9 protein-coding genes are annotated in these 13,088 nt (G+C 69.2%); 3 read left to right on the plus strand and 6 right to left on the minus strand.

The features are described from left to right. Positions 1 to 9 precede the first annotated feature (9 nt). The 4 genes from WMF33_RS06610 to WMF33_RS06625 all read right to left on the minus strand — a co-directional run bounded on the left by WMF33_RS06610 (position 10) and on the right by WMF33_RS06625 (position 3,572). Entirely contained in the window at positions 10 to 1,599 is a 1,590-nt protein-coding gene (locus WMF33_RS06610; protein ID WP_437336194.1) for an IS1182 family transposase, read from the minus strand. A gap of 757 nt (positions 1,600 to 2,356) precedes the next feature. Next, on the minus strand, positions 2,357 to 2,677 hold the full coding sequence (locus WMF33_RS06615; protein WP_437336193.1) for a hypothetical protein: 321 nt from the start codon (positions 2,675 to 2,677) through the stop codon (positions 2,357 to 2,359). Next, on the minus strand, positions 2,674 to 3,240 hold the full coding sequence (locus WMF33_RS06620) for an RNA polymerase sigma factor (protein ID WP_437336192.1): 567 nt from the start codon (positions 3,238 to 3,240) through the stop codon (positions 2,674 to 2,676). Before WMF33_RS06620 ends, WMF33_RS06615 begins: the two co-directional genes overlap by 4 nt. Further along, positions 3,237 to 3,572: a transcriptional regulator gene (locus WMF33_RS06625; RefSeq protein WP_437336191.1), complete on the minus strand. Its 336-nt coding sequence runs from the start codon at positions 3,570 to 3,572 to the stop codon at positions 3,237 to 3,239. Before WMF33_RS06625 ends, WMF33_RS06620 begins: the two co-directional genes overlap by 4 nt. 430 nt (positions 3,573 to 4,002) lie before the next feature. Here WMF33_RS06625 and WMF33_RS06630 point away from each other — a divergent pair, with 430 nt between their 5' ends. The 3 genes from WMF33_RS06630 to WMF33_RS06640 all read left to right on the plus strand — a co-directional run bounded on the left by WMF33_RS06630 (position 4,003) and on the right by WMF33_RS06640 (position 9,530). After that, entirely contained in the window at positions 4,003 to 4,983 is a 981-nt protein-coding gene (locus WMF33_RS06630) for a hypothetical protein (RefSeq protein ID WP_437336190.1), read from the plus strand. Between the two features lie 209 nt (positions 4,984 to 5,192). After that, positions 5,193 to 6,260 carry a hypothetical protein gene (locus WMF33_RS06635; protein WP_437336189.1) on the plus strand — a complete coding sequence of 356 codons (1,068 nt, stop codon included), beginning with the start codon at positions 5,193 to 5,195 and terminating at the stop codon, positions 6,258 to 6,260. A gap of 678 nt (positions 6,261 to 6,938) precedes the next feature. Further along, positions 6,939 to 9,530, plus strand: coding sequence for an RTX toxin (locus WMF33_RS06640; RefSeq protein WP_437336188.1), 2,592 nt, complete (start codon positions 6,939 to 6,941; stop codon positions 9,528 to 9,530). 97 nt (positions 9,531 to 9,627) lie between these two features. Here WMF33_RS06640 and WMF33_RS06645 read toward each other — a convergent pair whose 3' ends face one another. Together WMF33_RS06645 and WMF33_RS06650 are read right to left on the minus strand one after the other, a co-directional pair. Continuing rightward, entirely contained in the window at positions 9,628 to 11,214 is a 1,587-nt protein-coding gene (locus WMF33_RS06645) for an SNF2-related protein (protein WP_437336187.1), read from the minus strand. Between the two features lie 453 nt (positions 11,215 to 11,667). Next, complete coding sequence (locus WMF33_RS06650) at positions 11,668 to 12,726, minus strand: GH12 family glycosyl hydrolase domain-containing protein (RefSeq protein ID WP_437336331.1); 1,059 nt, start codon at positions 12,724 to 12,726, stop codon at positions 11,668 to 11,670. Positions 12,727 to 13,088: the final 362 nt, after the last annotated feature.

Genomic DNA, 13,088 nt, shown 5'->3' on the forward strand with positions numbered 1-13,088 from the left:
TCCAATATGTTACGCAGCCTCCTGGATCAGCCGCTGAGCCGCCTCGAGATTCTGGATCGCTGCGGCGCGCCGGAGGTCGAACAGGTTTCTCCTGGCGCCGATGTAGCGCGCGCTGTGTCCTTTGCGTGCCGCGATGTGGGCAAGCGCATGCTCCACAGCTGTCCGCTGCCGGAGCACGGCGCGTCCTGGCCCGGTCTGCTGCAACTTCCGGAACTTGCCCTGCAGAGCTTCGTCCTCGGCGATGGACACGGTCCGCCCTCGCCCCGAGGCAGCTTGCGTGCACTTGGCTCGAAGGGGGCACGCGCCGCACTCCTCGGGATCGAACTCGACCGTGTCGCCCGGCTCGAACACCTCGACCTGTCCCGCTGGACACGTGATTGTCTTGGCGCGCAGGTCGATCTTGAAATCGCGCTTGCTGAACAAATCGGGGCTTCGAGCCCGCTGGCCCCAAGGCTTCGAGAACACCTGGCCACCCGCGCGGATCACGTCGTCGACGACGGGACTGTTTACGTAGGCGCGATCAATGTGGAGCTCGACGAGGCGCAGCCGCTGACGCTGGACGTCCTCGGCGATCGGTGCGGCACCCTCTTCTTCGGGCCGATTTGCAGGCGTGACCGCGCAGGCGACAATGACGGGAAGGTCAAGATCGCGTGCGATGTGTTCCTTGTAGCCGTCGAACCGCTTCGAGCGACTCTTGCGGCCGTGGCGCATCTCGGCGTCCTCAATCGAGACACGGCGGTCGGGCGCAACCCCTTGCCGGATGCGAACGGTCCCGTCCTCGGCGGTTTCCAGGTCCTGGTCTCCCACCTGTGTGAGCGCATCCAGATACATGCGCAGCGGCTGCTCGACGACGTCGTCCAGATGGCGGTCGACCCATTGCTGCAGTGACGAGACCTGCCGCTCCAGGATCTGAATCGCCGCTGCCTTCTGTTTCGGGTCGCTCCAGTCGAGATCGAGCCCGGCCTTGATGCTGGGAGCCAGAAGCAGCGGGATGCCCGCCTTGCGGCAGATCTCCTCACGCGGACGCTCCGTGATCTTTGACACGACGCGGACGATGCTGCGTGCAGCATGGCCGAGCAGGTTGATCGTGTCTTCAACCCGCCCGGCCCCCGCTAAAGGGCGGCTATCGATGGCTACCCGCAGCGCTTTGGATACCGCGCGCCTCTCGCCCTCCGTCATCGCGCCGGACCGAACGAGCGCCACGGTCCGCTCCAGCAGCACCCGGTCCATCTCGTGCGCGACCATCCGCTCTCGGAACGCCTGTAGCGCGCCCTGCGAGAACGGCGGCGTGGCCGCACCCAGGCAGCCGAGCACCATCTGCCAGCGCAGGTCAACTACGGCCAGCTCCACCGCCTCGGCATCCGATGCGCCGACGTAGCCTTGGAGCAGCGTAACCATGCACATCAGCGCCGGCGGATGCGGCGGCTCACCTGCCCCCGTCGTCCGGTACATGCCCTCCAGCTGCTCCTGGAAGGTCTCATCGAACAGCTCGTGCCGGTGCAGCCTGAGAAAGCCGAACAGTGCTCTCACGCGTGTCAGCCGTTTCATCAGCGCCTGCTCCTGCCGCGACAGCTCCACCGGCGGCGACCATCGTTCCATCCGTGAACCTCCGGACGCGGACGAGATCATGGTCCGGGCGAGACGGTCGAGCCTTCCATCGAAGCGCCCTGGATTATCACAAAATCAACCTGATCGGTCCTCTAGTGATTATTTCTTCGTGCCAACAAGCCCGGACTACTTTTGCTATCTCGCAATAAGTTCATTGGCAAAAGTGCTTCCACGATGGAACTCGTCGGTGTCGCACCTGCGCGGCACATCGCCAGGTCTGGCGTATCCTCTCCCTGATAATGGCCCCAAGTTCATGGGGATCGTGTCTCAGAGGTACAGACCTCGGTCAGGCGTGCCGGCTGCGTCGTTCCAAGGATGGATAAACCGCATTAAGGCCGAGGTTCGGAATGTCCTGGTTCCGAGCCTGGCGCAGCAGCATATGGTTGTGAGCGAGGACGAGTTTGTTCAGTCCGGGGCTGCGGACACGCCTTATAACTTGGCCAACGTTGCCGACTTTAACAGTCTCATAGCGATGTCGCACGAGCACAACACTCCGGCGTTTGCTCTGACGGATCAGCAAATCGGCCAGACGGGCATGGTGCTGGAAACAATGAGAGCTAGCAGGAACGAGTTTGCTGCCGTGTTCACACAGTTGGCCAATACTATAGCGCGCCTAGCGCGACTGTGAGCGGCGCCGTGTACATCGCAGGTGGCGCGCTGCTCATCGTCCAGATCTGCCCACGCGAATGTGTGCGGTCCAACTAAACCGTCGAGCGCGCCGTTTGTGTCATATGCGGCCGCTGGCGCCCTACCCGCCATCCTCGGCCATCTGGGCCATGACGGAGATCTCGCGCAGGACGTCGCCCGGGAAGCAGCCCTCGTGGAGGGCGATGGCTTCGATGACCCGCGCCAGCGTGAAGAACGTGTCCCTGGGGGACGGGATGTACTCGTAGATCCGCCGTCGGTAGTTGGTCGGCACGCTGGCTGGCCATCCGCGGCGCTTCTTGTGCTCGGGGTGGTACCCCCGAGCCACGAGGAAGCGCTCGATGTCCGCGGGCGAGATCTTGCCGGTCACGGGGCGCGCGGCGACGGTGATCTGGTAGCGCCGCGTCGGGCTGCGCGGCTTCATCGGCGCCACCTCCGAAGCCGTAGGGTCAGCGCTTCCCGAGCGATCCTGAGCCTGGACGCCGCGGTGCCCGGGCTCATCCCGCGCCGTCGGGCGTACGCAACGAGGCTCTCCGGGTCGTCCACGGAGAGCAGCGCCTCCCGCTGCCAGTCGGGCAGCTCGGCGAGCGCCTCCAGGACCTCGCGCGCCTCGATCTGGGCGTGGAGGTCTGTGCCGACGGGCTCGCGGAGCCTGCCGAATGGCTGCGCGTGAAGCACTGCCCGCCGCACCCACGCGCTGTTCAGGTAGTGCCCGGCCTTGCGCCACGCGATGCCGTACAGCCACGCGCGGAGCGCCTTGCGTGGCTCGACGCGGGGATCCGGCTGGTACATGCCGCGCTTCACCGAGCGCCAGGCGCCGAGCAGGATGTCCTGCGCAACGTCGTCGCGGTCGCGCTGCGGCACGCCGCTGGAGATGAGCACGGCGACGATGACGCCGCGCTCGGCGAGGATCGCCTGCATCGTCGGCCTCTTCCGGGGATGTCGCGCGGCAGGCGGGCGGCGAGCCCCCTTCCGCGGGCGCTTCATGCGCTCCTCCCGCATGAGGGGCAGCGGTCAGCCGCAACGAGCCCGCCGAGCAGCTGCTCGACGGTGACGCCGGCCGCCTTCGCGGCACGTTGCGCGGTCGCAGGGGAGCCGTTGTCGCGCCCGCGGGCGATGCGGCGCAGGCTGTCGCGCGAGACGCCCATGACGACGGCCAAGCAGCCCCACGTGCCGTACGCGGCGCGGAGGTTGCGCAGAGCTGCACGCAGCCGCTTGCGCTGCGTGGGGGTCAAGGAAAGACAAGGTGCGGCACGGCGGCGGCGCGCGGGCGCACCTCCGCCTTGCTCGCCCGAAGGCGAACGGACTACGGTCAGCATGTCGGACTCCGGGGATTCGGGGTTCGGCCACGCTGCCCGGTGCGTTGGCGCGCACGCGGGCAGCACTCTTCTGGCCGGAGCCTACGGCCCGGGATCCAACTGCGACCACCTCAATCAGGCGGAGGGGTCAAACGCGACCACTACCGGAAGGCCCGGCGTGAGGGGGTTCGAACCCCCCCTCGAGTAGATGTCCGGCCAGGCATGAGGGGGGGGTCGACCCCCCCTCGAGCAGGCATAAGGCCAGATCTGGCGGGGCTCGACCGCCGCTCCCACCCCTGCACGGCCAGGTCCGAAGGGGGGCGACCCCCTCCGTGTGCCGCTGCTGCTTCCACGGCCGCCGTCCCTCTGGTACGTGAGCCCCTGCGCGCCCTGGCTGCCGGCTCCGCGGCGCTCGCGCGACGTCGAGCCAGGCGCAAGGAGGGTCGTCTCCATGCCCAGGAACATCCGTCGTGCCGTCGCGTCGGCGGCTGCCGCCGCGCTCCTCTCCGCCTCGGCAGGCGCCGCGGCCGCGCCGCCGTCCGGCGCCCGCGACCGGCTTGTGGCGCAGGCGCACACCGCGGTCGACGAGGGGCGGCTCGCCGACGCGCGCGAGCTGTGGATGGCCGTGTGGAAGCTCGAGCGCTCCCAGGTGGCGGCCTGCAACATCGGCGCGCTGTCGTTCCGGATCGGCGACATGCCGGCCGCCGTGCGCTGGCTGTCGCTCTGCAAGGAGATCATGCGCGCGCCGCGGACCCCCGACGAGCGCGCGCTCTACGAGTCGCGGCTCGTCGACCTCGCCCGCGCGCGCCAGCTCGCCGGCGAGCTCCGCATCCTCGCGCCCGCGGGCGCGACGGTCACCATCGACGGCGCGCCGGCCGAGATCGAGGGCGACGCGCCCGTCCCCGTCGAGCCCGGGCGCCGCGTCGTGCGCGCGGCGCTGGACGGCAAGACGGCCTCAACCGAGGTCGACGTCCCGCGCGGCGAGACGCGGGAGGTGAGGCTCACCTTCCCCCCGCCGCCGGCCGAATCGCCGCCCCCCGAAGGCGCGCGCGCGGCGCTGACCAGCCCCCCGCCGCCTCCGCCAGCGTGGCCCCGGCCCGACGGCACCCTCGTCACGGGCGGCCTCGGCCTGTCCGCCACCCTCGCGGCGGCCGGCGGCGTGCTGCTCATCGGCGCCGAGAAGCGCGAGGAGGCGGTCCTCGCCGCCGCCCGCGCCGCGGGGCCGAACGGCTGCTTCCGCGTGCGCTGGCCGATGTGCCAGCAGGCCGCCGCGGCCCACGGCGAGATGCGCACCTTCCGGCAACTCGGGGTGGCCGGGCTCATCACCGGAGGCGCGGTCCTGGCGGTCACGCTCGGATACACGTTCTACCCGCGCGCTCAGGCCGATGTGCGGGTGTCCGCGGATGGCTTTACGATCAGCGGCGTCTTCTAACCACGGATTCGACATCGATCCTGGCCTGACCCGCGCGTGACCGGACGGCGGCGTCCGCGCGCCGCTCGCTGGCGAAAACTTGCGTGACGGCCGCACGCCGAGCGCGGCATAGTGAGCCCGTTCGAGGATCAGGCCAACGACTCTCCCGGCGGATTGGGGCCGCCGGGGCTGCCGGCTGCCCAGCCTTGTGCCGGAGGACTGGACGTACGATGAGCTCTGTCAAGCTTTGTATCGGTGGCTTTTTATTTCTCACAGGTGTGGCGCTTTCTTTTGCATGTGGTGACGAGCCGTACGTGGGGGGCGACTGCGCGACCACGGACGATTGCCTGTCCGAGGGGCAGAGCGCGCCGGGGACGGTGTGCATCAACGAGCGCTGCACGTGCGCCGAGCCGGGCAAGGTGGTCTGCTGCGCGCGCGGCGAGGAGGAGCCAGGCTGCTTCCTGATGTGCCGGCCCTGCGACGAGTGCGCGGAGGGGACGGCGGAGTGCTCTGGCGTGATCGACCCGTCGGCGCAGTGCGAGACCGACGCGGAGTGCCCTGGTCCGCCGGATCCGCGGTGCGGCGCGGGGCGCTGCGTCGAGGGGAAATGCGAGCTCGAGATCAAGCCGGGTCGGCTCGCCTCGCAGCTCCGCGGCGACTGCAAGCAGGACGAGTGCACGGAGGAGGGGCGCGTGGTCAGCGTGCCGGCGTACGACGTGTACAACGACGGCAACCAGTGCACGAACGATCTCTGCGATTATGACCGGCCGCTCAACGCGCTGCTCGACGGGGTGATCTGCCCGATCTCGGGCTCGGGTCGGTGCCATGAGGGGCGGTGCGTCGAGTGCCTCGATGAGGATCCCACGCTGCACTGCGCGGTCGGGCTGGCGTGTGATGGCGTGTTCTGCGTGCCGGCCCACTGCGTCAACATGGTGTTCGATGCTGGGCGCGGAGAGACGGCCCAGGACTGCGGTGGAGCGTGCAAACCGTGCAGGAACGGGGATCCATGCGACGCCGGTACGGACTGTCAATCAAAGGTCTGCGCGATGGCGCATTGCAAGGCGCCGACGTGCGACGACGGCGTGAAGAACGGCGACGAAACCGGCGTGGACTGCAGCGGTTCATGCCCCCGCCGCTGCCCGGACGGCGGCGGCTGCACGTCGGGAGATGACTGCGCGAGCGGCGTCTGCTGGGCCGGCGCGTGCGAGGAGCCGAGCTGCAAGGACGGCGTGGAGAACGGCGACGAGCTCGGCGTGGACTGCGGCGGCAAGGGGTGCGACGCGGCCTGTCCGGGGTGAGCGGTCGGCCGCGTCCCCGCGCTGTACCAAAGTAGGGGGACCTCGAGCACGATGTTGCGCGCGCCATCGACGAAGGACAGGCGAAGCGCGGACTCGCTCCGGTCGCGGTCGATGCTCTCGGGCCATGACCAGTCGACGTGCGACAGAAAGCGCGCTCCCGAATCAGCGCATCATCCAAGCGAGACATGATACCAGCAAGTCTCGCGTCAGGTTGCCGCCGGATGAATCCGACCTTACCGATGGCGGAATCGGCTGTCTGCGGCGCGCCCGCCCGGGCGCCGCTGCGCCGCTGCGCCGCGGGGCGCGCTCGGCTCGTCGAGCCCAGGGGCCCCCAGCGTGACATGTCACGTTGGGACCAGGACATGTCACGGGACACAGCGTGACACGTCCCCCCGGGACGCGGCGCGGCGTCATCGAGACGGAGCGCCTCCCGGGCGGCGCGCTCCTGGCCGTGGCAGGCGCCGCGCGCCGAGGAGCGCCTGGAGGCGAGGGCGACGCGCCTGCGGCGGACTGGCACGCCGCTTGTATAACGGCAAAACGGGCGCGCGCCCGGCGCCGGTCCGAACCACGGCGCGACGCCGGGCAGCCGCGGACCCGGGCCCGCCGGGGCCGCTCCCTCTACGTCCGTCGCTTCGTGCCGGTCTGGCGCTCCGGACCGGCCTGGAGGTGCTTTCCCTCATGTCCCTCGAAGCAGATAACGATTCTTTCGCCGTACGCTCGCGCGACGGCGATCCCTTCACCCCGCCCCCGCGCGATGCATCCGCGCGGAGGCCCTCTGTCTGGCTGGCGCTCGCGGCGGTCGCGCTGTCCGTGCTCGGGTGCCATGGAGACGAGCCCGGGCAGCTCGCCGCGGACGACTCCGAGCTCATCGCGGCCCCGCAGGCGCTCGTGTCGGACGACACGCCGCTCGACATCCGCGCCCGCAAGCCTCGCTTGAGCGTGGGCTATGCCCATGCTTGCGCGGTGAAGCCGGACGCCACGCTCGCCTGCTGGGGGGGCAATGCTCAGGGCCAGTCTACATGGTCTGACGAGAATGTCTATCAGGTGAGCGTAGACAGGTATCACACGTGCACGCTGTACGAGTATGGCACAGTATACTGCAAGGGGCGCAACAACGAAGGTCAGCTCGACGCGCCCAACGAGGAGTTCGTGCAGGTCGACGCAGGCCGCTTCCACACCTGCGGCCTGAAAGTGGACGGCACGGCGGTGTGCTGGGGAGATGACACGCTCGACAAAGCCTCGCCGCCCGTTGGCGTCACCTTCGTCCAGGTCGACGCGGGGCTCCACTTCTCGTGCGGGCTGAAGGCGGACGGCGATGTGGTGTGCTGGGGGCAAGGGTACACCGGGAATTCCTTGTCGCTCTCCTCGAGGTTCAGCCAGATCAGCGTCGGCGGTGGCCGCGGCTGCGGCGTCACGATGACCGGCACGATCGCTTGCTGGGGGTCGTCGTTGTTTTCGCCCCCTTCCGGCACGTTCACCCAGGTCGGCGTGGGAGATAACCACGTGTGCGGGCTGAAGACGAACGGAGAGATCGCGTGCTCGGGCAACAGCTCTGTGTACGATGTCTCAGTGTTGCCCCCCACGGGCACGTTCACCGAAATCAGCGTGCAGTACGGGAACAACTGCGCCACGCGGACTGACGGCGCGATGGTCTGCTGGGGCGTGGATGCCGGGGTGACGAACCCTCCCAGCGACACCTTCGGGCGGAACATCGTCTCGTCGGGCGGCTGGCACTCCTGCGTGCTGCGGCCGAACGGCGAGGTGCTCTGCTGGGGCAGCGACTCCTCTCTACAAGCGACGCCGCCCGCCGGGACGTTCACCCAGATCAGCGCGGGCGACAGTCACAACTGCGGCGTGAGGACCGACGGCACGGTGTCCTGCTGGGGCAGCGACCTCTTCGATAAGTCGACGCCGCCCACCGGGACGTTCACGCAGGTCAGCGTGGGCAGCAACCATAGCTGCGGGGTGAAGACCGACGGCACGCTGTCTTGCTGGGGCATCGACTCCTCTCTAGAATTGGCGCCGCCCACCGGGACGTTCACGCAGGTCAGCGCGGGCGGCAGCCATTCGTGCGCGCTGAGGACGAGCGGCCTGGTGGTTTGCTGGGGCGCAAACAGCGAGGGCCAGTCCGCCCAGCAGGTCGGCTCGTTCATCCAGGTCAGCGCCGGGGGCAACCATAGCTGCGGCGTGAGGCCGAACGGTACAGTGGTTTGCTGGGGCGCGGACGACGTGGAGTCCTCGACGCCGACCGGCACGTTCAGGCAGGTCACCTCAGGGATGGGACATAGCTGCGCAATCACCGATTCCGGGAACGTACGTTGCTGGGGGAACAACACGCACAACCAGACCTCGGAGCCGGTCGGCAAGTTCGTTCAGATCAGCGCGGGCAGGGATCATACGTGCGGCGTAGATATCCACATGGGGGTGCACTGCTGGGGATGGGAAATGTCGGACCGGACCGTGCCACCCACCGACGTGTTCACCCAGATCACCGCGGGCAGGGATCATACGTGCGGCTTGAAGGCCGATGAGAAGCTGAAATGCTGGGGCGCCAACTGGGACGGCCGGAGCGACGAGAGCCCGCACACGTTCACCCAGATCAGCGCCGGCCAGACCCACACGTGCGGCGTGAAGGTGGACGGCACGGTGGCGTGCCAGGGATCGCTCGAAGCCGATACGCTCACCGTGCCCAGCGGCCAATTCCTTCAGGTCAGCGCGGGCGGCTCCCACACCTGCGGGATCAGGACCGACCACACGGCGCACTGCTGGCAGGACCCCTACCACGACCATGGCCAGACGGTCGATACTCCCTCCGGCACGGTCGCCCAGATCAGCGCGGGGTTGTTGAACGCCTGCGCGGTGATGGCGGACGGCACGATCAACTGCTGGGGAGAGAACTATTCCGGTCAGAGCGCCGACCAGACCACGGGCTCGTTTACCCAGGTCAGCACGCGCTACGCGCATAGCTGCGCGCTGAAGGCAGATGGCACGATCAAGTGCTGGGGGATCGATCTGTACGGCCGGGCCACGCCGCCGTCGGGCACGTTCACCCAGGTGGGCGTCGGCAACTACTTCTCCTGCGGGCTGAGGTCGAACAACACGGTGACCTGCTGGGGGCACATCTATGGTGCTACCGCGAGCGCTCCGTCCGGCAGCTTCACCCAGATCGCCGTCGGCGCCGACCACGCCTGCGCGCTGAGGACGAACGGCATGGTCCAGTGCTGGGGCGCCAACTCGTATTACCAGATCGTGCCCCCCCTCCCGGAGTGAGGACCGCAGAGGGCGTTGACGAGGGTGGGCGAGGCGCGCCGAGCTCCTTGCTCATCGCCTCGAGCGCGAAGTCGTCGGCTCCACTGCAGGGCGCGCCTCAATCGGCTCCGGCGAGCAGCCGCTCGATCTCGTGCATCGTCTCGACGTCGTCGCCGACCAGCGCCTTCATCGACTGGATCCTGCGGCACACGATCGCGGCGATCTTCTCTTCGACGGTGCCGTCGGCATAGGCCCAGTAGACCTGCGCGAAACGTCCATCGCGGTGACAGCGGCCCTCGATCTGCGCCATCTGGATCGCCGACCACCGCAGATCGTGGATCACCTCCGAGCGCGGGACCTCGTTGTGCTCTCCCTGGTGGAGCGAGATCCCTTCTTCCACGGTGAAGAGCGCGACGCGCGGCTCGCCGCGCTGGAAGCGGAGGCGCTCGGCCTCCTTCTCGCCGGCCGGCATCGCGCCGTGGATCAGCGCGCACGGGACGCGCTCGCGGGCCAGCGCGGCCTGCACGGCCTCGAGCGTCTCCAGGAAGGCGACGGAGACCGCGACCTGATGCCCGTTGTCGAGCAGCTCACGCACGAGCTCCACGGTGCCCGCCACGCGGATGAGCGAGCTCTTCTGCCGCAGGCGCAGCGTCGCGGCGAGGGCCGACCTCGGGTTCGCGCCCTTCGGCACGAGCTCCATCTCCCGGCGGAACGCGGTCCACGCGCGCGCGTAGAGCTCGCGCGCGGAGGCGTCGAGCTCGATGGGGGTGAGGATGCGGTTGATCTCGGGCCAGCCGGCCACGTCCTCCGGGCGACGCCGCATCCCCACCGCGGGGCGGCCGTCGAACAGGAGCGCGCGCACCTTCTCGCAGTCCGCCGGATCGCCGCGCCAGTCCCACCTGCCGAACGCGCCGCGCGTGACCCCGAGCCCCTGGCCTTCGCACCACTGCTCGAAGTCCTTGAGATCCGCGGAGCGGCTCCCGGTCGCGCTCGCCAAGAGCGGCGCGAGATACGATAGCTCCAGCGGGTTCTGCCCCGCGGTGGCCGAGAGCCAAAGCACGAACCCTGCGCGTGCGTTGAGCTTCACCGCGAGCTTGGAGCGCGCCGCCGCCGGGTTCTTGCAGCGGTGGCTCTCGTCCCAGATCACCACGTCGAACTCCGCGGCGCTGCCGGCGCGCGCGAGGCCCTTCTTCGATCGGATCCTTCGCCGCGCCTCCGGGGTCACCTCGAAGAGCTTGCCGAGCCGATCATAATTGATGATGACGATCTCTTTGCCTGCGTCGCCCATCGCCTCGACCGTGCGGCGCCAGTGCGCGACGACGGCGAGCGGGCAAACGATCAGCACCGTCGCGACGTCCGGCATCCGGAGGACCGCGGCCCAGGCGGTGATCGTCTTGCCGAGGCCGACGTCGTCGGCGAGGAGGAACCCGGCGCGCCTCTCGCCCTTCGCGGCGGCGATGGCCCGCACGCCGTCCAGCTGGTGCGGGCGGAGGACGATCGCCCCCGTGGGGGCGGCCGGCGCGGGCGCTGGGTCGTCGTTGAGCTCGCGCTCGATGCGTCGCTCCCACGAGTATGGCGCGGCGCGGAACGGCGCGAGGGCCGGCGGGAGCGTCTCTGCGCGAGCGACGAACACGCCGTGCGCCGCGTCCCAGCGCGCGCCGCTCGCGGACGCGACCGCGCGCATCGCGAACGGGACGTCGAGCACATGGGCTCGCTCCGGCGCCGTACGCGGAGCAGCGACCGCTGGAGCGGCCGCGCCGGGGGCTCTACGAGGGGCCGAGACCGTTCGCTTGGCGCGCATCGTCGTCATGACGGCCCTGATACCAGCGCGGCCGCGCGATTGCGCAGGAATCGGCCTTCATGGCGAGGGGTCGAGCCTTCCCCAGCCAGCGCGCTGGGCCGGCCGGCCGCCACGGGTGGCCCCCGCGAACGCCCCTGGAGGAACCCGCTCGGGACCAGCGCGGGTACGGTGGGCGGACGCCGCTGCGAGCCAGCGCCGAGGGGGAGCTTGCTAGAGCGACAAACGGGTTGAAACCGCTCGAAAGAGCAGAAATTCGAACCGCCAAGGCGCCAAGGACGCCAAGATTTTGTTCTCTTCTTGGCGTCCTTGGCGGTTAATTTCTCGGTCGATCAACGTGATCGTTGTTCTAGGTCCACCTCAGTTCACGTCGACGTAGAAATCGACGCTCTTCAGGTTCGTGATCGGCCCCTCCCAGATCTCGAACCCGACGGCGACCGCGTTCACCTGGTTGCCGGGCACGCTCAGCCCGCGCGTCTGCGCGTCGCGCACGAAGTCCATCACGTCGAACTCGATCTCGTAGCTGTCGTTGCCCTCGGCGCGCACCCAGTTCGTGATCGGCAGGCCGTTCACCATGCCGTTCCAGATGTTCCACGTGCCGGGGACGTTCGCGACCGTCACGCCCTGGTGCGCGGGGTTCGGCTGCCCGGCGGGCTGAAAGCGCGTCGGATCGCGCAGCCACACCATGAGGTAGCCCTGGAGCTGCGTGCCGTTGCCCATCCAGATGTCGTACGCGGCGTTGTACTGGCCCTCGTTCCCGTTCTTGGCCCAGCGCCAGCCGGTGCGCAGGCTCGTGATCGAGGCGCTCGGCGCCGGCAACCCGCAATCGGGCACCTCCCGCACCGAGTAGCGGCCGCAAAAGACGGTCGGATACGAGGCGGGCTGCCCCATCGAGCCAGCAGAGCCGCTCATGCTCTCCACCGTGAACGACGTGCCCTCCCACGAGACGGTGTGGCTGTCGAACCCGGGGCCCCAGCCGTTGGTGATGAGCACGTACGGCCTTCCATCGCGGGAGACCAGGCCCGTCTCGTACCGCTCGCTCGACCTGCCCGAGCCTTCCATGGTGCCGGTGCCGAGCTCCGAGCCCGGGTTCGCGGTGCCGCCCGTGCCGGTGCTGTCGCCCGCGCCGCCGCCACCCGTACCTGCCGCTCCGCCGCCGCCCGTCCCCGCCGTGGTGCCGACGCTGCTGCCCGCGCCGCCGGTACCGCCGGTGCCGACGCTCGTGCCGCCGGTGCCGCCCGTGGTCGAGCCGTCGCCGCTGCCCGCGCCGCCGCTCGTCGAGCCGCTCGCGGTCGGCAGCCCGCCGGAGCCCGTCGCTCCGCCGTCACCTCCGGGGTCAGAAGAGCCAGAGCAACCCGCGACGAGGGTCGCCGTCAGCGTGAGCAATCTGAAAGACTTGGCCAGGGTAAGCGCTTGCATGCGGCGGAACATACACCTGAATACCGGCGCACGGCGGCGCGCGGAGGCGCCGTTTCACCAGAAAGCAGCGCGAGGCTTGAACATTTTCAGCAACAGCGACGGCGCCACCGCGCGGCTCCAAAAGTGTGGCGTGTATCGAACCAGCAGCTTCGCGAACCTGACGTCGCTCCGTCGACGTTGACGCTCTGCGTCCTCGCGTGGGAGCAGCGCCGCGCGCCACGGCGCGGCGCTCGCGCGAAGGCCGGACGGCAGCCGCCGAGCCTGCTGCTCGACCCGTCGAACCATCCACCAGAGTCGCCGACGGCGCAGGGAGCTCTCGTGAGGAAGCCATGAGTCAACTTCATGGTTCTTTACGATACTTC

The sequence above is a fragment of the Sorangium sp. So ce394 genome, assembly GCF_051474665.1.
GTDB lineage: Bacteria > Myxococcota_A > Polyangia > Polyangiales > Polyangiaceae > Sorangium > Sorangium cellulosum_D.

Bases quoted from the DNA above. Each gene is read 5' to 3' on its own strand.
- WMF33_RS06615 (WP_437336193.1), bottom strand. From the start codon at position 2,677: ATGAAGCCGCGCAGCCCGACGCGGCGCTACCAGATCACCGTCGCCGCG.
- WMF33_RS06625 (WP_437336191.1), bottom strand. From the start codon at position 3,572: ATGCTGACCGTAGTCCGTTCGCCTTCGGGCGAGCAAGGCGGAGGTGCG.
- WMF33_RS06630 (WP_437336190.1), top strand. From the start codon at position 4,003: ATGCCCAGGAACATCCGTCGTGCCGTCGCGTCGGCGGCTGCCGCCGCG.
- WMF33_RS06640 (WP_437336188.1), top strand. From the start codon at position 6,939: ATGTCCCTCGAAGCAGATAACGATTCTTTCGCCGTACGCTCGCGCGAC.
- WMF33_RS06610 (WP_437336194.1), bottom strand. From the start codon at position 1,599: ATGGAACGATGGTCGCCGCCGGTGGAGCTGTCGCGGCAGGAGCAGGCG.
- WMF33_RS06635 (WP_437336189.1), top strand. From the start codon at position 5,193: ATGAGCTCTGTCAAGCTTTGTATCGGTGGCTTTTTATTTCTCACAGGT.
- WMF33_RS06620 (WP_437336192.1), bottom strand. From the start codon at position 3,240: ATGAAGCGCCCGCGGAAGGGGGCTCGCCGCCCGCCTGCCGCGCGACAT.
- WMF33_RS06650 (WP_437336331.1), bottom strand. From the start codon at position 12,726: ATGCAAGCGCTTACCCTGGCCAAGTCTTTCAGATTGCTCACGCTGACG.